The following is a 25,254-nucleotide window of genomic DNA, read 5'->3' as shown; positions in this document are numbered from 1 at the left end:
AAAATACTTGTTTTTTTGAAAAGAAACAACTAAATGTAGCTGCTTCATATCCAATTATTCGTGAGAAAAGAACATGACATTACCATTAATGCCAAAAGCTACCGCCGTATGGTTGGTTGAGAACACTAAATTAAGCTTTGAACAGATAGGTAAATTTTGCGGGATGCATCCTCTGGAAGTGCAGGGCATTGCTGATGGTGAGGTTTATGCTGGGATTCGTGGACAAGACCCTATAGCTGGCGGGCAACTTACCAAAGAAAATATACAGGAATGTGAAGAAAATCCTGATAGTTTTCTGCAAATACGCGATAATGCGAAGAAATATATAAATCAGAAGGCTAAAGGCAGTCGCTATACACCTATCGCCCGCCGTCAAGATAAGCCGGATGCGATAGCTTGGCTGATAAAAAACTATCCAACAATGAGTGACCGCCAGATAACCAAATTGGTTGGTACGACTAAGAATACTATAATGGCGGTACGTGACAAAACTCACTGGAACAGTAGCAACATTAAACCTCGAGATCCGGTTCTACTAGGACTTTGCACACAGACTCTCCTTGACGCCGCTGTCGCTACCCTAAAACCCGCCGAGGAAGCGCAGCAATAGTTAAGTTTTGCTCCCGCTACGGGACTCCTGTCCCTCGCATGGAGCATTGCTGAAGGATCGTACAGCTTCGCTGGCTGATGGCTCACTCGGTCTATTGACCGAGTTCTTGTTCCCTAAACTCCAATTCATTGTTTTTTGTCCCCGTAAAAATCCACTGATTCTTACATGGGGCACGCTCACGGCTGGCATGACCTGCTGGTCATGCTTCTTGTCCCCTAATCTCTATTGTCTAACGCCTGATGCCTAACTCTTATCTAGCCATCTTCCAGATGAAGCAGCAAGGAAGCGCCGATCATTATCACCACCAGCGAAGGTGTCCAAGCGGCTAGACTTATCGGTATGGTTCCAGCCGCGCCGAAAGCGAAAACTATATCACTAAAGAAATGGATGAGAAATCCTGTTATCACACCTGACACTATTAATATACCGATTTTACCACGACGTGGTGGACGCAATGAGAAAACTGCCGCTATTAACACACTGCCGACCATCAAAAAAGGTGATGAAAGCAGCGTATGCCAGTATAATTTATGTTTTAAGGCAGAAAAACCAGCCTCTTCCAGCATATCAATAAAATTTGGTAACTGCCAGAATGAGATAGTCTCAGGCGAGGCGAAACTATCCTGTATATGCTCTAATGTCAGGCTGGTTGGCAGCTTATATTCTTCTATTTTCTCCGATGCTTTTCCTGGAATAGAGCGTATCACCTCGCTAAGCAAAAGATAGTCACCAATTAGTATAGCTTTTTTAGCGTCCAGCCTCTCTACGAATTTCTTGTCGCGATCAAAAGAAAAAATAATAACTTTCATAAAAGACATATCATCTTGCAAGAGCCTTGCGGCATGAATTATGTGCTCGCTTATATCCATTACTGTTCTACTTTTACTAATGTTGCTTTCCGCTGAAGGTTCTATATCTTCTAACTGCCTAAGCCACAAACCTGATGGTGATACCGCAAGTAGGCTGGCGCTAGCGGATAAATATCTATTCTCCATCTGATCACTTCTGGTCATGAGCGCGGCGGCAAACGGATTAAATACAGTCGTTACGAATACACCAAGGATAAAAACCAGAATTACAGCAGGAGAAAGAAATTGCCACACCGACACACCGGCGGATCTCGCTATTATAAGTTCCTGCGTTTTAGTAAGACGGCTAAGAGATGCCATGCTGCCTATGAGCACAGCATAAGGGATAAGTTTTATAGCAAAGCTAGGCATTTTAAGCAAAGCTAGGCTTAATATAACATGAAACGGGACACCATCAACTTTTCCAGCGCGACGTATCAACTCAAGTATATCAACCAGTGAAGTCACGGCAAGCAGACCAAACAGGGCGACCATTATGTATAGCAAAAAATATTTGCCTATATAATAGGATAAAGTTAGGGGCAGTCTCATGTCACTCTCCGCCTAACGTTGCTGGATGGCACGTGGTCACATAATATCCAATAAGTAGCAACTACCGGTATCAGCAGAACGATATAAGCAACCGGAACCATAAACTCATGAACGGCCATAGCGCCCCTTATGCCAATCGCGGCAAATAACATAAGTGTCGCCATAATTACCGAGGCTGTTATCCGTCGCCACTGCCCTCTTCTATTGAACTGACCGGAAAGAAGAGTAGCGATAGCGACCAAAGTGAGACTCATTATGTAGGCAGGCCATAATATACGTTGATGACCCTCTGCGTGCCTTTTAATTATCTCAGATTTTGTAAGATTAGCCTCATCACCGTTAAAACCAAGAAGCTCGCCAACAAAAAGTTCTCTTTCATCTGCTTTTCTACTGGTTATAGATTTGGTGTAAAGGCTAATATCAAGAGTATATTCATCAAAATTAAGGAAGGACAGTCTACCATCTTTTATTTCCTGTCTATTGCCATTTTCAAGCAGGAAGCGAGGTCCCTTAGGAGTTTCCACTAATTCACCTGACTCCGCCATCATGGTTATGGATTTATCTGGCTGCCTACTATCATGCACTAAAATACCATGCAGTTTATTATCAGCGTCACGATTGCGAATAAAAACCGTAAGCCCATTTACTGGATTGCTAAATACCCCTTCCTGCACCAACAGAGATACATAATTATTTTTAAGCAACGATTGCATATCACGAAAATTCTTATAGCTCACCGGCTGAAAATAAAATGATATGGAATAAGCAAAAATAGTTACCATGAACGCCACTATTATCGCTGGCTTCGCTAGTTTCCAGCGACTAAGCCCCATCGCCTGCATAACCACCAGCTCACTATCGGAAGTAAGTTTGTTATAGGTAAACAGCACAGCGCAGAACATAGCAGGCGGCAATATAATTATAAGCAGTGAGGGAATAAGCAGCATGGTAAGATGCAAAAACAGAGAAATGGACACACCTTGATTTACTATGAACTCAACAAAGCGTAATGCCTGCGTGAGCCAAACTATAGAGGTTAGGCTGAACACTATCAGCGAGAAAGAATGAACCAAATGTCTTATTATATATTTGTTATAGTGATACATTAGCTGCTATACACTAATTATATCTTGACTTGAAGTAACCGTTTAGATGTTGGGTGATTTGTGATATTACCTGCATTATATTAAATAATAATACTCTATCTTCATCATTAATAACTTTTTCAAACATAGAATCTGTTTCAAAAAGATCTGCTTTTAGAGGAATAGTAATCAGCAACTTATCATCATAAAATTCGGCTTGGATCGATTGATTTATGCTGTCTATTTCTGAACTTATGGGATTTTCTTTTGTTAAATCCAGACTATTTTTATACAGCTTATTATACTCATCATCTAAAGGAGATTTTCTTATAGATGGCAATGCTGTATAATCAAGTAATGCCTGCACAATATAAGCCATTTTGTCATCAAAATGCTGCCTTTGTTCCTTTGTATTGGATAGTTGTTTGTGTAAAAGCGAAATAGATTTTATAAAATCTGCTGATAAAAGTTTTTCTGCCTCAGCCACATCAGTAGAGAAAGCCTCATACATGTCTTCTATCTCCTTTTCAGGCAATTTAACATTATTATATTCAGCATATTTTTTGATTATTTCTGGAATATTTTTCTGTTTATCCGCGATAAGTACTGTGTTTCCGGAAAATGGCGCGCGCAGTTTAATATTCGTTTCGCTTATATCTATAATTATTAAAAGACCTCTAAAAATAGCCACACGCTTTTTATCAATTATGTTAGCAAGTTCTGTTTCAGCGATTTTTACCGTACACTCATTTATAACACCTTTTATATAATCCTCAGCGGTATAAACTTGATAAGGTGGGATTATGGTAGATTTTTTTATATCAAGAGGAAATGTTCCGCCGTCAGGCGCAAACTCAAAGTTTCCAAAATACCTTAACAAATGCGAATAAACATGGTCTTTAAGTGAATAATCCCGTGCGACCATTCCTGCTTTTTTATTTTTACCGCGATACTTAAAGATAGGACGAACAGCGATAGTTATGCTAAATATTATTATAAAAAACGAATAAAGAGATATAAAAAATGGGGTGGTGTAATCTGTTTTAACAAAATCTACCCCTTGCAAAACAGCAGTGTAAACCGCTAATTTATTTAATATAATGTCAATGTAAGCTGCTAGCCAATCAATATAAAAAGGCAAGCCTAATATCAGAAGCGTACCCATACAAACCATTACAATAAATATTTTTTTGTTATAGTTCCTACTTGATTCTAAGCTAGCGGCAAATTCATCAAAATATTTCTTAAAATTATGTTCATCAAAATTTTCCATAACCCTCCCACAAAACTGACGGTAAACTTGCAAATGGTTTTCATATTATCATTGTATTCTTATGTAGTCACCTTATAATCACAAATAATCACAAAAAAGTTAATGGAAAAAAGGAACAAAAATTATGAAAATACATTTCTCTGAACTTACTAAAACAACAGTTGATAAAGCGGTAATATTTCTTATCGGAGAGGATAAGAAGCTCTCACCAGAAGCAAAGGAAATTGATAAGAAAGCCGGTGGTCTTCTCAGCAAAGCGATAGAAAGCAGTGAATTTTCGGGAAAAAGCGGAAAGTTCCTCTCGGTTAGTCTCGCGCAAGGAGCAAGGGCTGATTTCGCTATTTTAGCTGGCGTTGGTAAAGCTAAAAATATTGAGGAGAATTCTCTTGAAAAGCTTGGTGGAGGGCTTTGCGCTAAACTAAACAGCCTTCGGGTGAAATCAGCGACTTTAGCTATTGAGGTTGATAAGATAGGCAATGTATCATCGGATCGGGCGGCGGCGCTTATCGCTAATGGAATGAGGCTACGTAGCTATAATTTTGACAAATATTTTACTAAAAAAACCGCTGATGAAAAACCAACATTGAATAGTTTTACGGTAGCGCTGAAAAATCATAAAGAAGCCAAAAAGAAATATGGTGAGTTGGAAGCGGTGTCTGACGGGGTCATATTTACTCGTGACTTGGTGAGTGAACCGGCTAATGTCATAAACCCTGAGACGCTGGCGGAAGAATGCGCAACACTTGAAAAACTTGGTATAGAAGTGCAGATATTGAGTGAAGAGGAAATGTATAATCTTGGCATGGGCGCACTACTTGGTGTTGGTCAGGGCTCTGCCTATGAGTCACAGCTTGTGATTATGAAGTGGAACGGTCTAGGCAAAAAATCAAAAGAAGCTCCTCTTGCCTTCGTTGGCAAAGGCGTGACCTTTGATACCGGTGGAATCAGCATAAAACCATCCGGCGGCATGGAAGAAATGAAATGGGATATGGGTGGCGCTGGTGTGGTAATCGGCTTGATGAAGGCACTTGCCGGACGCAAGGCAAAGGTGAACGCTGTTGGTGTAGTCGGGCTGGTGGAAAACATGCCATCTGGCACCGCGCAACGCCCTGGTGACGTGGTACAATCATATTCTGGGCAAACCATAGAGGTACTTAATACTGACGCGGAGGGTAGATTAGTTCTCGCCGACGCGTTATGGTATACGCAGGAACAGTTCAAACCGAAATTTATCGTGGATCTGGCAACCCTTACCGGAGCGATAATCGTGGCTCTTGGCACTAGCCGCGCTGGAATTTTCTCTAATAATGACAAGCTTGCCGAAAATCTGTTTAATACCGGCAAAAAAATCGGTGAGGAAGTTTGGCGATTGCCGCTTGCTGAGGTTTATGATAAGCAAATAAACTCTGACATCGCCGACATGCAAAATATTGGTAAAGACCGTGAGGCTGGTTCAATTACCGCCGCCCAATTCTTGCAGCGCTTCGTAAATAATGTGCCATGGGCGCATATTGACATCGCTGGTGTGGCGTGGAGTAAAAAAGATAGTGAGATTATACCAAAAGGCGGAACTGGCTATGGGGTACGCCTGCTTAACCAATTAGTAGCTGATTATTATGAGTAGCAAGCTAGTACATTTTTTTCAGAAAAAATTCCCTTTCGTTAAAATTGAACATGGTTTTGGTGCTAAGTATTTTCATTATAGCGTAGGTGATGAATACGCAAAAACAGGATTTTCTATCCCTTATGTAGAAGTACCGGATGAAAATCACGTAGAAAGCTTTCATAGAACATATACGAGCTTTATGTCCGCATCTATTGCTGTGGCTGTTGCCGCCGCATACTATGGAAGTAAATATCTTGATAAGCCAGTCGGTATTGATAAAATGGACATAGGCTTCCTTTGGTTTTTTATGTCTATTGCAATAATTATCTATATCATTGGTCTGTTTTTTGGAAGATATGACGCAACCATAATTCCAACTAATATGGGTGATATAGTGGTTGTTCATGACAATAGCCATCAATCTATTATTAGTGAAATATATAAACGTAAAAAAGAAGAAATTATCAGGATTTACGGAGAAGTAGACAGCTTAAACCATCCTGAAGATGAAATGAACAAGTTTCTTTGGTTAAAAGATAACAATTTTATATCCACTCAGGAATTTGAAAAAGCCCGCACCGCAATAATAGCTAGCGCAGATAATGGGCAACTATAGGGGACAATATGCTATTTAAGCAAACTAACAATAAATATTTTCCATCTTATTATAAGACGGAATTAAAATTTGAGGATAATGAGCTAGAATATAGCTTTACAGAAGATGGAAAGAAAGTTGGTAATTCAATTTCGTATGATTTAATACCCGATAGGGTGTTGTTCAAATTAGAAAAACCATTCCATCTTTTTAAGTATATATTTATATGCTACATTAGCTTTATTATAATCATAATAAGTTATGATCTTCTATTCGCAGGATTATCTTCTAAATTTTTATATGCATCAACTTTAATAACATCCGCGTTATTTATTTATAATTTCTTTCAGTATATCTATAAAAAACCAACCGCTATCAGCTACATACAAACACATCCCCTAATAGCGATTATTCACGATGGGCAACAGAAAATTATTCTTGGTGAAATTAATAAACGTCGTTATGAAAGCAGACGGAAAAAAGAAATAAAAGTTAATTTTGACAAGCCATATTACAAAGAATCCATTAGATTCAAATGGTTACGAGAAGATGGCATTATTTCCGAGGAAGAATTATTGGATGCACGCAAAAAAATTGCGGCTATGCGCAACCGAACAAATTTATATCCGTCAGATACAAATAAAATAAACTAACTACACCACATATGACAACTAATAATGTTAATACCACCATAAACTTTTATCATCTGACCACCTCTTCTTTTGACAAGGCGCTGCCCGCTCTTTTGGAAAAAGCGATCGCCTCTGGCTATCGTACCCTGCTTACAGTTTCTTCAATAGAACAGGCAAAAGCAGTAGATAATTTACTTTGGAAATACGAGCCTTACAGCTTCCTTCCACATGGGATTTATGATGATAAATTGGCTGAAAAACAACCCATATTAATATCATGTGAAATGGAAAATATTAACTCAGCGAACTTACTTATGATTACCGACGGTAGAGAAATAACCCAATCTGATAAATTTGATAAGATAGTGGATATTTTTGATGGCAAAGATAAATACGCGGTTGAGAGCGCTAGAAAAAGGTGGAAAAAATACAAAGATGAGCAATATCAAATAAATTATTTCAAGCAAAGTGAGTCGGGAGTCTGGCAAAAGGCGGCTTAGAGTATTGTTTATATTTTACAAACAACTTACGAAAAAGATTGAAAAAGCGGTTAAAAACGCTTAAAAGTTGGCTCAATGAAGCAAATAAATAATAGTTAGGACATTAATAATGCTGTCATTTCAGCAGATTATCCTTAATTTACATCAATTCTGGGCGGATCAAGGGTGTGTTATACTCCAACCATATGATATGGAAGTAGGAGCCGGCACCTTCCATCCGGCGACATTGCTGCGCGCGCTTGGCAAGCAACATTGGAAAGCCGCTTATGTTCAGCCATCACGTAGACCAAAGGATGGTCGTTATGGAGAAAACCCTAACCGTCTTCAGCATTATTACCAGTATCAGGTTATACTTAAGCCATCACCCGATAATATTCAGGAACTTTATCTTGAGAGCCTGAAAACACTTGGCATAGATCCACTTAAACACGACATACGTTTTGTTGAGGATGACTGGGAATCACCAACATTAGGAGCATGGGGGCTTGGCTGGGAGGTATGGTGCGATGGTATGGAGGTAACTCAATTTACTTATTTTCAGCAAGTTGGTGGGATTGAGTGCAAACCGGTTTCTGGCGAGATAACCTATGGTCTAGAACGACTCGCCATGTATATACAAGGTGTAGAAAATGTCTATGATATTGATTTCAATGGGGCTGGCATTTCTTACGGTGATGTATTCCTACGCGCGGAGAAGGAATTTTCCGCTTACAATCTTGAATATGCCGATACTGACATATTGCTACGGCATTTTGAGGACTGCGAAAAAGAATGTGAGTCCTTGCTAGCTAAAAATCTACCGCTTCCGGCTTATGACCAATGTATAAAAGCCTCACATTATTTTAACTTGCTAGACGCGCGTGGAGTAATATCAGTTACTGAACGAGCCGCCTATATAGGTAAAGTAAGGAGCCTTGCTAAAGGTTGCTGTGAAAAATATGTGGAAGCGGCATAAATAACATAAAATGAGTAATATAAAAAAATGATTGGGACAGACTATGCATAATTTATGGATTATAGACAGCTTTACTCCTATCCCATTTAGGGGAAGTCCGGTAGCTGTTTATTTATTAGATGAATTTCCTGTTGATAAGAGGATGCAGTTGCTGTCCGCGCGCGCTAATCTTGGTGAGGCTGCTTTTGTCGTGAAAAACTCTCCTCTTAATTTTCATCTTAGATGGTTTTCTCCATTTGGTGAGACATTGTCTTGTGGACACGCTACTGTCGCCGCAGCCCATGTTTTAGCGCAAACTGGACAAGCGCAAGCTGGTGATATAGTCACCTTTAATACCGCTGCTGGTTTACTTAAAACCAAAATTATAAAAAACCGAAAAATTGAGATAGATTTACCTTCTCTACCTGGCAAACAAGTAAATGATATTGATATAGAGGGAATAATTGGTACGGATGTTATTAACTGCGAGAAAAATGATAATGATTACTTAGTAGAAGTAAAAAATCTGAATACACTTTTTGGAATAAAACCCAACGTGAAAAAACTTAGCGCGGTTCAAGCTCGCGGTATTATAATTACTACAGCGACAGCGACAAGAAAATACGACTTCGCATCACGTTTTTTTGCTGCCAATGGTGAGTGTAATGAATATCCGGTGAGTGTTTTCGCGCATTGTTTCCTTGCCCCCTATTGGAAAGATAGGCTTGACAAAACAGAATTTCTTGCCATGCAGGCATCAAAGACACGTGGGGAAGTGAAGATAGAACTGGATGGTGAACGCTTGTTAATCAGAGGAAACTGTATTACGGCGTTAAAGGATATGATAAATCTCTCCAATAAAAACTCTAAAAAGGAGGCTATCGCATGATGTTAACTATGATGTATAGTAAATTGCATCGCATAAGAGCTACCCACAGCGAACTGCATTACAACGGATCAATGGGTGTTGATAAAAGCTTCTTGGATCGTGCCAATCTGTTTGTTGGTCAACAGGTTGATGTTCTAAATGTAAATAATGGCAAACGTTTCCAGACTTATCTCATAGAAGAGGAAGCCGGCAGCAAGCGTGTTGGTATTTATGGAGCGGCGGCTCACCTAGTAGACCCCAACGATACCCTAATAATAATCGCTTACGCCCAAATGACAAAAGAGGAAGTAAAAACACATAAGCCGAAAGTGCTGATTTTTGACGAAGAAAACAACATAGTAGAAAATGGCTGATTTACTTTTAGAGATTTTTTCGGAGGAAATACCAGCTCGTATGCAAGCGGCGGCGGCTTCTCGTCTGCTTAAATCTATAGCCGATGGACTTGATAATGCGAGCGGAAAATCTTTTGTTACTCCTCGCCGGATAGCTGTTATAATAAGTGACCTTCCTGAAGTTCAACCCGACGTAACGCTGGAAATAAAAGGTCCTAAGGTTGGAGCGCCAGAAGTTGCTATCAATGGATTTCTTAAAAAAAACAACCTAAAAATGGAGCAAGTTGAAGAACGTGATGGGGTTTATTTCGCGACTATACATGAACAAGGAAAACCAACTACTGAAATAATAAAGCCTTTAATTGAGGAAACTCTGCTTAAATTCTCATGGCCAAAATCAATGCGCTGGGGTGAGAAAAATGAAAGTTGGGTGCGTCCTTTACACAACATACTATGTATTTTTAATTGGAAAAATGTCCCAGTAGAGTTTGCCGGTATCATAGGAAATAATGTTACCTATGGTCATCGCTTCCTCGCTCCTGAGAAAATCGTGATAAACTCAGCGGAAGACTATGAAAACTTGCTTGAGAAATCCTTTGTTATAGCTGATAGGGATAAACGCAAAAGCCTTATTATCAAGCAAGCTCATGGAGAAGCCGCCACCTATGGTCTCACCATAAAAACTGATGAACCTCTACTTGAGGAAGTAACCGGATTAGTAGAATATCCGAATATATTGGTTGGTAAAATTGACGGGGAATTCATGGATCTGCCGCCGGAAGTGCTGGCAACGGTCATGCGCTCGCATCAAAAATATTTCGCGTTACAAGATAGTGCCGGTAAGCTATCATCATATTTCGTTATCACGTCTAACATGCGAACTGAAGATGATGGCAAATCTATAATTTCCGGCAATGAACGAGTTTTGCGCGCCCGTTTTTCTGATGCTCGTTTCTTTTGGAATAGCGACCGCAATAAACCATTATCTGACTGGGCGGAAGGACTAAAATCCGTAACCTATCACGCGAAGCTTGGAACGATAGCGGATAAGGTGAAACGGATAACAAAGATAGCTTTAGAGATTGTCAAATACCTTCCAAAAGCTGATCCACAGCTAGTACACCGCGCCGCTCTCCTCTGTAAAGCTGACTTAGTGACCGGTATGGTTGGAGAGTTTCCCGAACTACAAGGAATAATGGGACGATATTACGCTTTACAGCAAAAAGAACAGCAAAGTATAGCGGACGCTATTTGCGACCATTACAAGCCAGCGGGAGCAAGTGACGGCGTGCCGACAAATCCTGTTTCTGTCTGTGTGGCACTTGCCGATAAGCTGGATACGCTTAATTCCATGTTCTCTATCGGTGAGAAACCAACCGGTAGTAAAGACCCTTTCGCTCTGCGTCGTGCAGCTTTAGGAGTTATCCGAATATTGCTTGAGAATAATATACATTTGCCGCTTAGTGAATTTGTTAGCAGTGAGTTAATGGATTTTTTCCATGAACGACTTAAAGTTCAGTTGAGAGATAGCGGAATAAGGTATGACGCTATAAACGCGGTGATTGGTAGCGGCGATGATGATATTCTTCTGATAAAGATACGAGCGGAAGACTTACAGGAATTCCTAAAACAGGATGAAAGTATCAATCTTCTTGCCGCTTACAGACGAGCAGCGAATATTGTCAGTGCTGAGCAAAAGAAGGATAAAACCAGTTATTTTAACAAAAATATAGATAAATCTATACTTGAACAGGAAGAGGAAAAAAATCTTCTGCTCTTGTTAAAGGAAACTGAATCAACAATTAATAATCTGATAAATCAAAATAAATTTACTGAATCCATGTTGGAGATGACAAAGTTTCGTGTACCGCTTGACCAATTTTTTGATAAAATAATGGTTAATTGTGAAAATAAAAATTTACGAATAGCAAGATTATCTATATTATGCCTCGCTCAAAATATTATGAATAAAGTAGCCAATTTCTCGCAAATTGAAGGGTAAAAAGGATAAGATTCAAAAGGAAGTAAAAAATGAACGCACAAACAGGCACAAAACTTAAAGAAGAAATGTCCGAAAAAATGGTTTATAGCTTTTCTGGCGGAGCGGCTGATGGCAATGGTTCCATGCGTAATTTGCTTGGTGGAAAAGGCGCTAACCTAGCGGAAATGTGCTCACTTGACCTGCCGGTTCCTCCTGGTTTTACCATAACCACTGACGTTTGCATAGGTTATTACGCCAACAATAAAAATATGCCAGAAAATCTTAAAGCGGAAGTAACGCAGGCTCTTGGCAAAATAGAAAAGACTGTGGGAATGGTTTTTGGTGATTCCGATAACCCTTTGCTACTTTCGGTACGATCTGGCGCGCGCGCCTCAATGCCTGGTATGATGGATACTGTGCTTAATCTTGGATTAAATGATACTACAGCGCAGGCTCTGGCTAAAAAAACCGGTAATGAGCGCTTCGCCTACGATAGTTACCGTCGGTTTATCCAGATGTATAGTGATGTCGTGCTTGGTGTTGAGCATTATCATTTTGAGGAAATATTAGAAGATAAGAAAAGAGAGCGTGAGATTGATCTTGATACCGAGTTATCGGCTGATGACCTTAAAGATCTGGTAAAACAATATAAAGAAAAAGTGTTTGAGGAAAAAAAATCGGCTTTCCCAGAAGATCCAAATGAACAGCTTTGGGGCGCTATCCGCGCGGTATTTGACTCATGGATGAATCCGAGGGCTAACACCTATCGCCGGCTGCACGACATACCAGAAAGCTGGGGAACGGCAGTTACCGTACAGTCAATGGTTTTTGGCAATATGGGTAGTGATTGCGCGACCGGTGTCGCTTTCACCCGCAACCCATCAACTGGTGAGCGTAAATATTACGGTGAGTTTCTAATAAACGCGCAAGGTGAAGATGTGGTAGCCGGAATCCGTACTCCGCAACCACTTGATGAAATGCCAGCGGTTATGCCTGAGGTTTACAAGCAGCTTACCGATGTATTTGATAAGCTAGAGTCACATTATCGTGATATGCAAGATATAGAATTCACCATTCAGAACAATAAATTATGGATGTTACAAACCAGAAACGGTAAGCGTACGGCGAGCGCCGCTATTAAGATAGCCGTTGATATGGTAGAAGAAAAAGTAATTGATAAAAAGGAAGCGATAAAACGTATAGACCCGCTATCGCTTGACCAGCTATTGCACCCTACCCTTGACCCAAAAGCCGCTAAGACCGTTATAGCGACTGGGCTGCCGGCTTCACCGGGGGCAGCGTCTGGCAAGGTGGTATTTACCGCAGAAGACGCGGAAGCGATGGCTCTTGAGCATAAGGAAAAGGTGATATTGGTAAGAATAGAAACCTCACCGGAAGATATTCATGGAATGCACGCGGCGCAGGGTATACTTACCGCTAGAGGAGGAATGACCAGTCACGCCGCTGTTGTCGCGCGTGGTATGGGTAAATCTTGTGTGTCGGGAGCTGGTGAATTACATATAGATTACTCCAAAAAAGAAATTAAAACAGGTGGTTACACTGTAAAAGAGGGCGATATTATAACCATTAATGGTGGAACTGGTGAGGTAATGCTTGGGGAAATCGCCACAGTGCAGCCTGTGCTGTCCGACGATTTTAATAAGCTGATGGGCTGGGCTGATGATATACGTTCTCTTAAAATACGCACTAACGCCGAAACACCTCTTGACGCGGAAGTAGCTCGTCGTTTTGGCGCTGAAGGTGTGGGATTATGTCGGACTGAGCATATGTTCTTTGACGCTGAACGCATAACCGCTATGCGAGAAATGATCGTAGCGCAAAGCTCTGAAGGTCGTAAAAATGCTCTTGCCAAACTACTTCCGATGCAGCGTGATGATTTTATTAAACTATTTAGTATAATGCATGGACTTCCGGTAACTATACGTCTGCTTGACCCACCGCTGCATGAGTTCCTTCCACATACGGAGGAAGATATAAAGCAAGTAGCTAACGCCGCCGGAACTAGCATAGAAACAGTGCGGATGCGCGCTCATGAACTTAAAGAGCAAAACCCAATGCTTGGACATCGTGGATGTCGGCTTGGCATAACCTACCCTGAAATATATGAGATGCAAGCAAGAGCTATTTTTGAGGCGGCGGCTACCATTATTCTGGAAGGAAAAGATAATGTAATACCAGAGATAATGATTCCACTGGTTATGATGCCAAAAGAATTGAACATTCTCAAAGATCTGGTGGATAATGTCGCTAGTTCGGTGATGGAAGAGAAGAATGTAGAGATTAAGTATATGGTTGGCACGATGATTGAGCTGCCACGTGCTGCTCTACGTGCGGAAGAAATAGCTGAACACGCTGAGTTTTTTAGCTTTGGAACTAATGATCTTACTCAAACTACTCTTGGAATCTCTCGTGATGATTCGGCTTCTTTCATAGAGTCTTATAAAAAACAGGGAATTATAGAGCAAGATCCTTTTGTGTCATTAGATCAATCCGGTGTTGGTGAGCTTATTGAAATAGCCGCCAGTCGTGGCAAAAAGACCAGAGATACAATTAAATTAGGTATTTGTGGTGAACACGGAGGAGATCCAGCTTCTATATATTTCTGTCAAAAAGCAGGGCTTAATTATGTGTCTTGCTCGCCTTACCGTGTGCCAATAGCCCGCCTTGCCGCCGCTCAAGCGAAAATAAATTAAATTATGACAGCTTTTGACGAAGTTATTTATAAATAATCGTAAGATATTGATTATTAATATATTATCTTATTATTCCATGATGTGTAGATGACATATCTAATTTAATATAAAAGCTTGCTAACGAATATTTAACCTTTAATCGCTACCTTGTAGAATATTTGGACATTTTGTTGCATTAGAGCAATCATAGGACGAACCGTATCAATTTGGAACGATACCTTTTCCTGTTAGAGCGACTGCATATGATTGTTTTGATGTATAATAAATTGTGTTTGTAACTAATTTATAGGAGCGTTTGATGAAAAATACTAATAATCCTAAGCTCAATAACAGTGGGGGTTTCACCCTTATCGAATTATCAATAGTGTTGGTAATCATTGGGCTTATAGTGAGCGGTGTGCTTGTTGGTCAATATCTAGTAAAAGCCGCTGAAGTGCGTGCGACGATAGCTCAGTATGAAAAATATAATGCTTCTATGAACGCGTTTAGAACAAGATTTAATGCTCTACCTGGGGATCTCACATTCGCTGAAGCGAACTCTTTTGGTATTAATCCGGCGGCTGGTTCTTTAACCGTTGGTGGTAACGGTAATGGACTGGTTGAGAGCACTTCATCTTCTAATCTTAACGCTCCTGTAAGTGAACCTCTACTAATCTGGCAACAGCTTACTGCCGCTAATCTTATTGATGGTTCGTATGGAACCGCTATAACAACGGCAGCTCAAATGGCCGCGTCCCCTACTCCTGACTTATACTTCCCATCGGCTAAAACTGGTCGTGGTGGTGTTTGGTTGGCTGGCTCTAGTGGTGGCCTTAACTATTATGTAATCGCTAACGTTACCGGTGTTACTACTGGTGGCGCTGGTACTGCTACCTACGCTACAGCTGTTGGTGGCGCTATTACTCCAGTTGAGGCTTTCAATATAGACAGTAAGATTGATGATGGTCTGCCTAACACTGGTATAGTACAAGCCCGTGGGCACGCTACTATGTCTACTACCGCTGATACATTATTCGCAGCTCTTGGAGGCAGTTCGCAGCCTACTTGGACTAATACAACTGGTGCTTCTGGTGACTGTGTGATCGGAACTTCAGCCACCGCTACAAATGACACTTATAACCGTAGCACAGCTACTGGTGGTGATACTCCAGCATGTAGCTTGCGTATGCGTTTTAACTAGTATTAACACATAATATTAGTGTTAAAAAGCCTCCTGAAAATTTCAGGGGGCTTTTTTAATAAAATCTTTATAAAACAATGGTCGTAAAAAAAAATTAACGTGATTTTATAAGAAAAAACCTGTATTATCTAGGTGTAGACAATAAAAATTATTATTAGCAATAAATAGAAATGGCAGAGGATAATAAACCGGTAGCAGTAGATCAGCTATTAATGGCACAGCGGATGCAGGGTGCTGGTGGGGGTAATAATGATGACGCTCAGCAACCAGATCCTGATGATACCACCAATAATAGCTATGCGTGGATAGAAAGAATTTTTGGGATTAAAATAGCCTCGTTTTTTTCAACTGGAATATTCGCTCATATAAAGCTACCTCAGGCGTGGAGCGATAAAAAAATGAACCAAATGGCGGCACAGATGAACTCAAGAGGTGGTTCCGTCGCTAGCTTTACTGGTAGAGCATTAAAATTAGGGCCTGTTGATTTCAGCAATCTTACCAAACCGGCTATTGAAAATCCGGCGGTTTCTGGTGATGGTGGCCTTCAATTCGCTAATGTTTCCAGAGAAATGCTAGGTAATCTTACTCCGCTAAATACCGGTGATAACCGCAAGGCTTCTGGTATTCAAATAACATAATCTTACTATATATTTACAAAATAATATTTGATTATAAATAAACAATGGCTAAACTCCGCAAAAGATGAGAAATAAATTCTGTTCATAGCCGCTTATTTTATTTTTAATGAGTTGGGTGTTAGGTAAATGGCTATGGTTACTAAGTAAGGTGATTTATGAAAATAGCGGTGTTGCGTGAAAAAACGGAAGGTGAAAGGCGGGTAGCCGCTACTCCTGATACTGTAAAAAAATATATTGAGATTGGCGCGGAAGTCATAGTTGAGCGAGACGCTGGTCTTGGGGTAGCTATCTCGGACAAGGATTATGAGAAATATGGCGCTACAATATCGGATGATATATCAGACGCTGATGTGGTTTTGTGTGTTAACCCTCCGTCTGAGAATAGTTTATCAAAAATGAAAAGTGGTAGCAACATAGTTGGAATGCTGTCTCCCTATGCGAAAACTGAGTCTATAGAGCATTTTAATCAAAATAGTTTGTCCGCGTTCTCTTTAGAATTATTACCTCGTATCTCAAGAGCGCAATCTATGGATGTTCTATCCTCACAAAGTAATCTCGCCGGATATAGAGCGGTAATAGATGCAGTAGCGACTTTAGGTAAAGCCACGCCGATGATGATGACAGCGGCGGGAACTATCGCTCCAGCCAAGATCCTTGTAATAGGAGCCGGTGTCGCTGGTCTTCAAGCAATAGCCACAGCTAAAAGAATGGGAGCTGTTGTCTCGGCGTTTGACGTGCGTCCGGTAGTTAAAGAGCAAGTGGAAAGTCTAGGAGCAAAGTTTATTGAGGTTGAAGACACCGAATCAGGAGAGGCAACTGGTGGATACGCCAAAGAGATGAGTGATGATTATAAACGCAAGCAAGGAGAGCTAATCGCACAAACTATAAAAAAACAAGATATAGTTATATCAACCGCTCTGATACCTGGAAAACCAGCTCCGGTGCTTATTACTGAGGATATGGTAAAAACTATGAGAGAAGGCTCGGTTATAGTGGATCTCGCCGCGTTAAACGGTGGAAACTGCCCTCTTACTGAACTCGACAATGTTACGGTAAAATATGGCGTAGCACTTATCGGTTACAGCAATATGCCAAGCAGAGTAGCGATTGACGCTAGTCAACTTTACGCTCGTAACATATATAATTTTGTATCTACTTTACTAATAGGGGAAAAATCTATAAATATAAAATGGGATGATGAGTTGGTAAAAGGTACATTGCTTACGAGGGACGGAAGCACTATACATCCTATGTTCGCGTGAACTAATCATCAAAAATGAAATGAGATAATAGTTATGTTTGACAGTGAGACAATAAACCAGAAAGCTGAAAATCTTGCTCAGATGGCGTTTGAGCTTTCTGAGGATGTCAATAAAATGAGCCTACGGTTACAGGAGCAAAGCGGGATTGATCCTTCGGTGTTTGGGATAACTGTGTTTGTTCTCGCCTGTTTTGTTGGGTACTACGTTGTATGGAAAGTTACTCCCGCTTTACACACTCCACTTATGTCGGTTACTAACGCAATTTCAGGGATAATAATAGTTGGTGCGATAATAGCTCTTGGTCCTGAGGGATTTGGTTTCTCCCATCTTACGGGATTTATCGCTGTAGTAATCGCCTCAATAAATATATTCGGTGGATTTGTGGTAACTCAGCGAATGCTTTCTATGTTCCAAAAAAAATCCGCTAAAGACAAAGCGCCTTAGTAGTAACGGGCAGGATGCGCTCTATTCTATAATTTCGTACGAATAGACTCCCCATATGTCTTCTTTTTGGATCCATCCTTTGTGACCGCTTACTTGTATGTAGCACCATCTTTTGTCGCACTCCAGAATATTTACAACCACTTTTGGTGATAACTTTATCAGTGGCTTTGCCTCCTCATCGTGATCAATTCTTACGAAGGCAGTTCTTTTTTTTCTGACTATAGCTCTTCGCGCGCCTTTAAGCATGCTCTTATGCACCCATCCTATAGAATTATCCATATCACGAATTTTTTTCCATAGACCAAATTCTTCTATTATCTCTACAGGGAAATCTTTTTTTCTATAAACCCATAATATAGGATAGCGAGTTCCCGGTCCTGTTCTTACATTAGCCTCATCCACTCTTAGAGAAACAAAGCGAGGGATATTCCCACCTGATTCTTCCGCCGAGTACGCGTCAAAACAGATAAAGCAGAAAAAAACAACTGATATAAATCGTAAAAGCATCATACCACGCCAATATAATACAGATTTATTTTCTATCAAATGATAATAATAAACAACTTATGTTTATAGGGCAATGATTTGATAATCCATGATTATATTAAAAATTAAAAGCGAAAAGTTTCAATGTGGTATAAAAGCAGCTAACCGTAAAAAATGAAAACAAGTGTTAACAATTAAATTGCGCATTCATAACTTATGTGCTATGGCAACTACTATCGGACAATTGACTACTCAACTACAAAAAATAAGGGATATTTAGTTATGCGCTATAGAAATAGCCTCTCCAGTCGTTTTTTTATTTTAGCTGTGAGCACTTCCGCTTTGACGATTGTGTCTACAGCAGCTCATTCGCAAGTTAATATTCCTAGCACAGCTCGTCCTGAGGTAATACAAAGGCAGATACAAAATAGCCAACGCCCAGAAGTGACCGGTGAGCAACTTATAACAGTTCAAGACAAAGAAAGTAAAACCTTGAAAGGAAACGTATCTTTTCGTCTTAAGATAATCGAGTTTAACGGTATGACCGCTGAGGACATGAGGAATATTAAGCCCATATATGAAGAAAAACTCAGGAAAGACATAAACCTTCGTGAACTCAATGAAATAGCGGATAAGATTACCTCATATTACCGTAATAAAGGCTTTATATTAAATCGCGCGGTTGTTCCTCCACAAAGAATTAAGGATGGTGTGGTTAGAATAAATATTATTCAGGGTTTTGTTAGTGATGTCCAACTTAAGGGAGATGTCGACGTTACAGATAGTATATTGCATGAATACGCGGAAAAAATAAAAGAATCCAAACCTCTTGACGCTAAGACTTTAGAGCGTTACTTGCTGCTCATGGAAGATTTACCGGGTGTTGAGGCAAGAGCTGTTATTCAGCCGTCAGCAGATACACCACACGCCTCTCTTGTTACAGTGAACATTAAACGTAATAAGTTTGAGGGTAGCACAATAAGGGTTAATAATCGTGGTACTCGCTTTTTAGGAACTACTCAGGCGATAGGTGTGTTCGCAGTTAATAATATGCTTGGGATGAACGAACAGACAGCATTTAGAGTTATCAATACACCGTTTGAGCCGGATGAACTTAAATATTTTGGCGTGCGTCATGAACAGCCGATAAATTCTTACGGAACTAAAGCAGCAATTGACTTAAGCTTTATAGAAACCAATCCAGGTCATAATCTTGAGGTTCTTGATGTTGAAGGAACAAACTATGAGGTTAACGCGTCAATAAGTCATCCTATTATGCGTAGCAGGCAAAGTAATCTATTTGTAAATACTGATTTTTCTATACAAAGAGTGAATCTTAGTGTGCTGGACGCTAATATTTATAACGACAATCTTCGGATATGGACAACTGAACTAACCTATGATTTTGTTGATGAGACGAACGCGGTAAATCGTCTGGAAAGCAGCTTCGCGAAAGGTCTTAACTGGTTTGCTGATAGTGCTAGCTTACCTCATTCACGGGCTGGCGGAAAAGCTAGCTTTGAGAAATTTAACGCTAACTTTACTCGCATTCAGCCTGTGTATGGCTCTTGGTCAATTTCCACTTCTGTTGATGGTCAATATTCTTTAGATCCGCTTTATTCAGCGCAAGAATACGCTATTGGCGGCGCGCAATTTGGCAGTGCGTATGATCCAGCAGAGATAACTGGAGACTCTGGGATAGCTGGTCGTTTAGAGCTGCAATATAATGGTAATACCGAAAATAAATACGTTACTTCTTTCCAGTCATACGGTTTTTATGACTTAGGCAAGGTGTGGAATCGTAATATAGTGGCGAATTCTGAGCCGAAAGATAACTCTCTGGCTTCCGCTGGTATTGGAACTCGTTTTAACATACTTGACTCACTGACTGGCGATGTAGAACTAGCTTTCCCTCTAACCAGAGATGTCGCGGCTTATGGTGCGGATGGTTCAGCTCCACGTATATTTTTTAATATGCAGTATCGTTATTAATAAATTTATTAACAAACAAGGAGTGAAAAAACAAGCTGCTAATACTGTTAATACAATGAAATTAAGCAAGAATGACTATTTTTTAGCATTTACCGTTAATAATTTTACTTATAATTATTAACTATTACTTGACTAATGTGTCGGAACTTGCTTAAACACACTACAAATAAAAAATAAACAATAATAAATTTGTCACATCTGGGGAAAAGTTATGATTATTAGTCACTTCAATGGAGAAAATAAAAGCCTTTTGTTATCTTCAAAAAATAAGCAACAAGGTGGTCTATCAAAGGCGCTGTGCCTTTCTGTGGCGACGTTCGCGCTTCTACAAGCGAGTAATGCCTATGCTAACCCGCAAGGTGCGCAGGTAGTGTCTGGAAACATAACTATAACCACTCCAGAAATCAATAAGACCGTCATTAATCAGGGCAGTGATAAGGCTATAATAAACTGGCAGAGCTTTGATATATTACATGGTGAGACCACTCAATTTATTCAGCCATCAGTTAATTCTGTAGCTCTTAACCGGATAAGAAACGGTAATCCAACAAAAATATTTGGTACTCTTACGGCTAATGGGAAAATAATTATAGTAAATCCAAGCGGTGTGGTTTTTGGCGCTGGTTCTAAAGTTGATGTTGCTAGCTTGGTAGCAACAGTAAATGATATAAGAAATTCTGACTTCCTTGCTGGAAAAACCAATTTTTCTATAGCAGGCAGCCCAGGAGCTAAGATTATAAATGAGGGGACAATAACCGCCGCTGATGGTGGATTGGTAGCGCTAATTGGTCACAGTGTGCGTAATGATGGCGTAATTCAAGCTAACATGGGTAAAGTTATTCTTGCTAGTGGTCAAACAGCTAGTATAGATTTTTATGGTGATAATCTTTACAGCTTCGCAGTGGATAGTGAAACTACACAAATCGCTGATGGTGAAGCAGCGGCGGTTAGTAATAACGGCATAATTTCTGTTGGTGGTGGTAAAGTTGTGCTAACCGCTAAAGTGGCTAAGAACATCGTTGATAACGCTATAAATAATACTGGTGTAATTGAGGCTAGTTCCGCTTATATGGATGGTGGGGACATTGTACTTAGCGCTGATGGTGGCAATGTTAATGTTTCTGGCAAGCTTAACGCCTCATCCGCTAAAAAAGGTGGTAATGTAACCGTAACTGGTGACAACATAATTCTTGCAAAAGCGGATATTGACGCAAGTGGTAAAACCGGTGGTGGTAAAGTAAGAATTGGCGGTGATTATCAAGGTGGTGGTGAACTTGCTACTGCTAAAACCGTAACCACCGACAAAGAAAGCAAGATAAATGTGAGCGCTACCGATTCTGGTAACGCAGGAACCGCTATCGTATGGTCTGACGAAGCTACCGACTTTAATGCCACAATAGCTGGCACTGGCGGCACAAATGGTGGTGATGGTGGCTTTGCTGAGATTTCGTCTAAAGGTGAATTGGGATTTGATGGCTCTATTGACCTGAGCGCGGCTAACGGCAACGCGGGAACTCTGCTTCTAGATCCTGGCAGCCTGTTCTTAGGAAACTTTATTGATCATGCTTTCGCTGGAGATTTATTTGTAAATATAGCACCATTGGTAACAGCCCTAGATGGTGGAGCTAACGTGATAGCTTTGGGCACGAATAATGTAAGCGTGTTAGCTGATATGGTCTGGAGTGGAGCTGGTAATTTTACTATAAACGCTGGTAATAACGCCATAATAGAATCTGACATAAGATCGTTCTTTAATGGGGCGGCTAATCAAGGGGCGATTAATATAAACTCAGGAACCAGCGTGCAGATGGGCAATGCCAATATATGGACAAAGCGTGGTGATATTACGATAAATACTGGTGAAATGAAGATGAGCTCTAGTACTATAAAAAGCTCTCTTGGTAATGTGGCGATCAACAATACTGGAAGATTTGGTAGCAACATAGCGAATGTTCTTGGTGGTAAAGTAGTTACCTTAAATCAAGATATAACAGGCTTTATCCAAAACGCTGTTGATGCCATAAGTAATGTGGAAACTGGAGAGGCGACAGTTACTCTTGGCAACGGCACATGGAATGAGAATGTGGTGATTAACGGAAAAGATAATCTTACAATTCAGGGAAGCGGAGCTACTGTGGTTAATCCACTTGCCGCTGCTGATCCAGTATTTCTATTAAACAATACTCATAACGCAGCTATCAAAGATCTATCTATTGGCGGTGGTGAAGTTGGTGTTTCGGTGAATAATAGCTCTTTATTTGAACTAATAAACTCTTTGCTCCATGATAATTCTAGGATAGCTTTAGCTTTAAGCAATACCAATAACGTTTTAGTTACCAACAATAATTTTTTACGAAATAACGTTGCTATAAGTGGCATAGCCTCTGACTCTGTAAAAGTTATTGGAAATGAATTTTATAGGAATTTTACCGGTGTTAAACTTAAAAATGCTATTTGGTCTAAAGTTGAGAATAATTTGTTCTCAGGAGTTGGAATCGCCGTAATACTGGATAATATAGTAGGCGCTCCTATTTCAAATAATATATTTAACTTTACTGATACTGGAGTGGTGACATTCGCTGGAAATTCTATCTTTATCAATGATAATACCATGAATGGTATTAGGCGTGGGATTGACTCCTCTGGAACTACTGGTCTTACTATACTTGATAACATCATTACTGGGTTTACAAAACCAGCTGGTCTGGGTCTGCATGCCGTGAATATTGTAGATGGTCTTCATACTTCCATTAAAGGTAATGATATAAGCAACTTTACAAATGGTGTTCTGATTAACAACAGCAATAATAGCCGTATTGATTCAAACAATATAAATAATATGTTTAATGATGCTGTTTCCTTAAATAAAAACACTCACACACTTGTTATAGGAAACACGATAAATAACGCTAGAAATGGCGTGTTCGCCGACTCAAACTCTAAGATAGATATTGTTGATAACAATATTAGCAACACCAATAATGGTGTGTTGACGAATGGCAATAGCGCTCTACTTGTGTTGAGTAATAATATTTTTGATAATATCTTTGGTATAGTTGATTCCAACTCTATACTTACAAAAATTATAGATAATACTATTAGCGATAATTCTATAGGTCTTATAGCGAACAGCGCCACTTGGCTTACCGTTGATAACAACAGATTCTTAGGTAATCCTACAGGCGGAATATTTAATAATGTGGTTGGCTCTATAATTTCCAACAACCTATTTGAACAAACCGGTGCTGGCATTATCACAACAAATGGAAATTCTCTATTTGTTAGGGATAATATTATGAACAAAATCAATATGGGTATTATTTCCAATAACTCTACCGGTCTTACGATAATTGATAATAATATAAATGGTTCAGATGGTGGAGCTGGAGCTGGGTTGTTCGCGATTAGCGTGGATGGTGGGCTTAACACTTCTATTAAAGATAATATTGTAGATAATTTTGTGGATGGTGTAATTGTTCAAAATAGCAATAATAGTCGTGTTGACTCAAACAACATAACTAACATCATAAAGGATGCTATTTTCCTTGATTCTAATATTAGTACTCTGACCATATTGAATATCATAAATAAGGCTGGAAGTGGTATTCATAGCTTGTCAAATAACTTTATTACTATCGCTAATAATAGCGTAGAAAATGCTAATAACGGTATTTTTGCTGAGAATAGCACCAACTTGTCTATACTAACCAACGCACTGACAGATAATTCTGCTGGTATAAATGTTGTTGGCTCTGATAACTCTGTATTAAATGATAATACTCTAACGAATAACCTGTTTGGTGTTATTGTAAATAACAGTGATAATGTAAATTTGACCAGTAATGATTTCATAGGAAATGGTACTGGAGCATCTTTCTTTGATAGCGACAACGCAACCCTTACTGGTGATATATTTACCGGTAACGTGCTTGGCATCAATCTTGATAACTCACAAAATACCAACATTCGCGAAGCTATAATGAGTGTTCCAAATGGTGGCGTTGGTATGTTGATACAAAATGGTTCTGGTGGAACTTTAGTGCGTGGTCTTGATATATCTGGTGTTGGTAATAGCTTAGGAGTGCTGATAGACGGTGCTGGCAGCTCAATGCAATTTGACAGCAATACCAGTAGATTCTCCGGTCTGAATCAATATTTTGTACTACAAAATAATGCTATGTTTGGAGATACTCTGGATGCTAGCGCGCAATTCTTTGAGGGTGTTAGAGCAAGTGACTTTACAGTGGCGCAACGTGATGCCGCTGAAGCTAAAACTATAGATGTTGAGGATGGCATACCTACTATCGGTAACGTGTTCTATAAGAACTTCCCTGTAGCCGCTTTCCTTGCTCCAGCTAGTCTTACCCGTTTTCAGCAAGCTCCTCCTCTAGGTCTATTTTCATACGCCGGACGGACTATAACCAATGATCCAGGTGTAACCCCACCTCAATTCAATATATCTTCGCTGAATCTAAGCTTGCTTAGCCCAGCGGCAGGTGGTGCGGATAGTGGTGCGGTTAATCCTGCCGGTCTTACCCCAGATCAATTAGGTGGTTTAGAGCCAGCGGCGGGTGGTGATAATCCTCTAGCTAGTCTTTCTCCAGCGGCGGGTGGTCTCAGTTGTGGAAACAACTTCCTTGGTTCTGGATTCAATAATGGATTTAATCTAGGAACCTGTAATATTAATCAGCAACAGTAATA

The 25,254-nt window shown here is 40.0% G+C and carries 20 protein-coding genes; 16 read left to right on the top strand and 4 right to left on the bottom strand.

All coding sequences use genetic code 11. The features are described 5' to 3' along the window. Positions 1-73: 73 nt before the first annotated feature. On the top strand, positions 74-610 hold the full coding sequence (locus tag R3D71_00855; GenBank protein ID MEZ5690199.1) for a cell cycle transcriptional regulator TrcR: 537 nt from the start codon (positions 74-76) through the stop codon (positions 608-610). Positions 611-864: 254 nt separating this feature from the next. On the opposite strand, the gene lptG is transcribed toward R3D71_00855, so the two are convergent. From lptG to R3D71_00840, 3 genes are read right to left on the bottom strand one after another with little or no spacing between them, the layout of a single operon-like run. Next, on the bottom strand, positions 865-2,010 hold the full coding sequence (gene lptG, locus R3D71_00850; GenBank protein MEZ5690198.1) for an LPS export ABC transporter permease LptG: 1,146 nt from the start codon (positions 2,008-2,010) through the stop codon (positions 865-867). After that, a complete protein-coding gene (gene lptF, locus R3D71_00845; GenBank protein MEZ5690197.1) occupies positions 2,007-3,116 on the bottom strand; it encodes an LPS export ABC transporter permease LptF in 1,110 nt (369 codons plus the stop codon). Before lptF ends, lptG begins: the two co-directional genes overlap by 4 nt. 13 nt (positions 3,117-3,129) lie before the next feature. Beyond that, positions 3,130-4,368, bottom strand: coding sequence for a DUF3137 domain-containing protein (locus tag R3D71_00840; GenBank protein ID MEZ5690196.1), 1,239 nt, complete (start codon positions 4,366-4,368; stop codon positions 3,130-3,132). A 124-nt stretch (positions 4,369-4,492) separates the two neighbouring features. Here R3D71_00840 and R3D71_00835 point away from each other — a divergent pair, with 124 nt between their 5' ends. From R3D71_00835 to R3D71_00775, 13 genes are all read left to right on the top strand, one after another. Then, positions 4,493-5,992: a leucyl aminopeptidase gene (locus R3D71_00835; protein ID MEZ5690195.1), complete on the top strand. Its 1,500-nt coding sequence runs from the start codon at positions 4,493-4,495 to the stop codon at positions 5,990-5,992. Then, positions 5,985-6,590 carry a hypothetical protein gene (locus tag R3D71_00830; protein MEZ5690194.1) on the top strand — a complete coding sequence of 202 codons (606 nt, stop codon included), beginning with the start codon at positions 5,985-5,987 and terminating at the stop codon, positions 6,588-6,590. Before R3D71_00835 ends, R3D71_00830 begins: the two co-directional genes overlap by 8 nt. Positions 6,591-6,598: 8 nt before the next feature. Next, a complete protein-coding gene (locus R3D71_00825; protein MEZ5690193.1) occupies positions 6,599-7,222 on the top strand; it encodes a hypothetical protein in 624 nt (207 codons plus the stop codon). 11 nt (positions 7,223-7,233) lie between these two features. Then, positions 7,234-7,701 carry a DNA polymerase III subunit chi gene (locus R3D71_00820; protein MEZ5690192.1) on the top strand — a complete coding sequence of 156 codons (468 nt, stop codon included), beginning with the start codon at positions 7,234-7,236 and terminating at the stop codon, positions 7,699-7,701. A gap of 109 nt (positions 7,702-7,810) precedes the next feature. After that, positions 7,811-8,656: a glycine--tRNA ligase subunit alpha gene (locus tag R3D71_00815; protein MEZ5690191.1), complete on the top strand. Its 846-nt coding sequence runs from the start codon at positions 7,811-7,813 to the stop codon at positions 8,654-8,656. Between the two features lie 43 nt (positions 8,657-8,699). After that, positions 8,700-9,524 (top strand): PhzF family phenazine biosynthesis protein, encoded by an 825-nt coding sequence (locus R3D71_00810; GenBank protein ID MEZ5690190.1) that lies wholly within the window; start codon positions 8,700-8,702, stop codon positions 9,522-9,524. Further along, positions 9,521-9,877: an aspartate 1-decarboxylase gene (locus tag R3D71_00805; protein MEZ5690189.1), complete on the top strand. Its 357-nt coding sequence runs from the start codon at positions 9,521-9,523 to the stop codon at positions 9,875-9,877. The genes R3D71_00810 and R3D71_00805 overlap by 4 nt, the downstream gene beginning before the upstream one ends. Further along, positions 9,870-11,858 carry a glycine--tRNA ligase subunit beta gene (gene glyS, locus R3D71_00800; protein MEZ5690188.1) on the top strand — a complete coding sequence of 663 codons (1,989 nt, stop codon included), beginning with the start codon at positions 9,870-9,872 and terminating at the stop codon, positions 11,856-11,858. Before R3D71_00805 ends, glyS begins: the two co-directional genes overlap by 8 nt. 29 nt (positions 11,859-11,887) lie before the next feature. Next, positions 11,888-14,551 (top strand): pyruvate, phosphate dikinase, encoded by a 2,664-nt coding sequence (gene ppdK / locus R3D71_00795; protein MEZ5690187.1) that lies wholly within the window; start codon positions 11,888-11,890, stop codon positions 14,549-14,551. 298 nt (positions 14,552-14,849) lie between these two features. Then, on the top strand, positions 14,850-15,731 hold the full coding sequence (locus tag R3D71_00790; protein MEZ5690186.1) for a prepilin-type N-terminal cleavage/methylation domain-containing protein: 882 nt from the start codon (positions 14,850-14,852) through the stop codon (positions 15,729-15,731). 170 nt (positions 15,732-15,901) lie between these two features. Then, positions 15,902-16,369, top strand: a complete 468-nt coding sequence (locus R3D71_00785) for a hypothetical protein (protein ID MEZ5690185.1) — start codon at positions 15,902-15,904, stop codon at positions 16,367-16,369. Between the two features lie 155 nt (positions 16,370-16,524). Next, a complete protein-coding gene (locus R3D71_00780; protein MEZ5690184.1) occupies positions 16,525-17,631 on the top strand; it encodes a Re/Si-specific NAD(P)(+) transhydrogenase subunit alpha in 1,107 nt (368 codons plus the stop codon). A gap of 33 nt (positions 17,632-17,664) precedes the next feature. Next, on the top strand, positions 17,665-18,075 hold the full coding sequence (locus R3D71_00775) for an NAD(P) transhydrogenase subunit alpha (GenBank protein MEZ5690183.1): 411 nt from the start codon (positions 17,665-17,667) through the stop codon (positions 18,073-18,075). 21 nt (positions 18,076-18,096) lie between these two features. On the opposite strand, the gene R3D71_00770 is transcribed toward R3D71_00775, so the two are convergent. After that, positions 18,097-18,585, bottom strand: coding sequence for an SH3 domain-containing protein (locus R3D71_00770; protein MEZ5690182.1), 489 nt, complete (start codon positions 18,583-18,585; stop codon positions 18,097-18,099). Between the two features lie 258 nt (positions 18,586-18,843). Here R3D71_00770 and R3D71_00765 point away from each other — a divergent pair, with 258 nt between their 5' ends. Continuing rightward, the gene (locus R3D71_00765) at positions 18,844-20,553 is read left to right on the top strand and encodes a ShlB/FhaC/HecB family hemolysin secretion/activation protein (protein ID MEZ5690181.1); all 1,710 of its coding nucleotides are present in this window, start codon (positions 18,844-18,846) and stop codon (positions 20,551-20,553) included. A gap of 211 nt (positions 20,554-20,764) precedes the next feature. After that, positions 20,765-25,252, top strand: a complete 4,488-nt coding sequence (locus R3D71_00760; protein ID MEZ5690180.1) for a NosD domain-containing protein — start codon at positions 20,765-20,767, stop codon at positions 25,250-25,252. Positions 25,253-25,254: the final 2 nt, after the last annotated feature.

Source organism: Rickettsiales bacterium (assembly GCA_041396965.1).
GTDB lineage: Bacteria > Pseudomonadota > Alphaproteobacteria > Rickettsiales > SXRF01 > SXRF01.
Note: the sequence above shows the minus strand (reverse complement) of the source record. Positions and strands in the feature narration are given on the sequence as shown.

What these genes read in the sequence shown, in the direction of transcription:
- R3D71_00855 (MEZ5690199.1), top strand. Translation starts at nt 74, where the DNA reads ATGACATTACCATTAATGCCAAAAGCTACCGCCGTATGGTTGGTTGAG.
- lptG (MEZ5690198.1), bottom strand. Translation starts at nt 2,010, where the DNA reads ATGAGACTGCCCCTAACTTTATCCTATTATATAGGCAAATATTTTTTG.
- lptF (MEZ5690197.1), bottom strand. Translation starts at nt 3,116, where the DNA reads ATGTATCACTATAACAAATATATAATAAGACATTTGGTTCATTCTTTC.
- R3D71_00840 (MEZ5690196.1), bottom strand. Translation starts at nt 4,368, where the DNA reads ATGGAAAATTTTGATGAACATAATTTTAAGAAATATTTTGATGAATTT.
- R3D71_00835 (MEZ5690195.1), top strand. Translation starts at nt 4,493, where the DNA reads ATGAAAATACATTTCTCTGAACTTACTAAAACAACAGTTGATAAAGCG.
- R3D71_00830 (MEZ5690194.1), top strand. Translation starts at nt 5,985, where the DNA reads ATGAGTAGCAAGCTAGTACATTTTTTTCAGAAAAAATTCCCTTTCGTT.
- R3D71_00825 (MEZ5690193.1), top strand. Translation starts at nt 6,599, where the DNA reads ATGCTATTTAAGCAAACTAACAATAAATATTTTCCATCTTATTATAAG.
- R3D71_00820 (MEZ5690192.1), top strand. Translation starts at nt 7,234, where the DNA reads ATGACAACTAATAATGTTAATACCACCATAAACTTTTATCATCTGACC.
- R3D71_00815 (MEZ5690191.1), top strand. Translation starts at nt 7,811, where the DNA reads ATGCTGTCATTTCAGCAGATTATCCTTAATTTACATCAATTCTGGGCG.
- R3D71_00810 (MEZ5690190.1), top strand. Translation starts at nt 8,700, where the DNA reads ATGCATAATTTATGGATTATAGACAGCTTTACTCCTATCCCATTTAGG.
- R3D71_00805 (MEZ5690189.1), top strand. Translation starts at nt 9,521, where the DNA reads ATGATGTTAACTATGATGTATAGTAAATTGCATCGCATAAGAGCTACC.
- glyS (MEZ5690188.1), top strand. Translation starts at nt 9,870, where the DNA reads ATGGCTGATTTACTTTTAGAGATTTTTTCGGAGGAAATACCAGCTCGT.
- ppdK (MEZ5690187.1), top strand. Translation starts at nt 11,888, where the DNA reads ATGAACGCACAAACAGGCACAAAACTTAAAGAAGAAATGTCCGAAAAA.
- R3D71_00790 (MEZ5690186.1), top strand. Translation starts at nt 14,850, where the DNA reads ATGAAAAATACTAATAATCCTAAGCTCAATAACAGTGGGGGTTTCACC.
- R3D71_00785 (MEZ5690185.1), top strand. Translation starts at nt 15,902, where the DNA reads ATGGCAGAGGATAATAAACCGGTAGCAGTAGATCAGCTATTAATGGCA.
- R3D71_00780 (MEZ5690184.1), top strand. Translation starts at nt 16,525, where the DNA reads ATGAAAATAGCGGTGTTGCGTGAAAAAACGGAAGGTGAAAGGCGGGTA.
- R3D71_00775 (MEZ5690183.1), top strand. Translation starts at nt 17,665, where the DNA reads ATGTTTGACAGTGAGACAATAAACCAGAAAGCTGAAAATCTTGCTCAG.
- R3D71_00770 (MEZ5690182.1), bottom strand. Translation starts at nt 18,585, where the DNA reads ATGATGCTTTTACGATTTATATCAGTTGTTTTTTTCTGCTTTATCTGT.
- R3D71_00765 (MEZ5690181.1), top strand. Translation starts at nt 18,844, where the DNA reads ATGCGCTATAGAAATAGCCTCTCCAGTCGTTTTTTTATTTTAGCTGTG.
- R3D71_00760 (MEZ5690180.1), top strand. Translation starts at nt 20,765, where the DNA reads ATGATTATTAGTCACTTCAATGGAGAAAATAAAAGCCTTTTGTTATCT.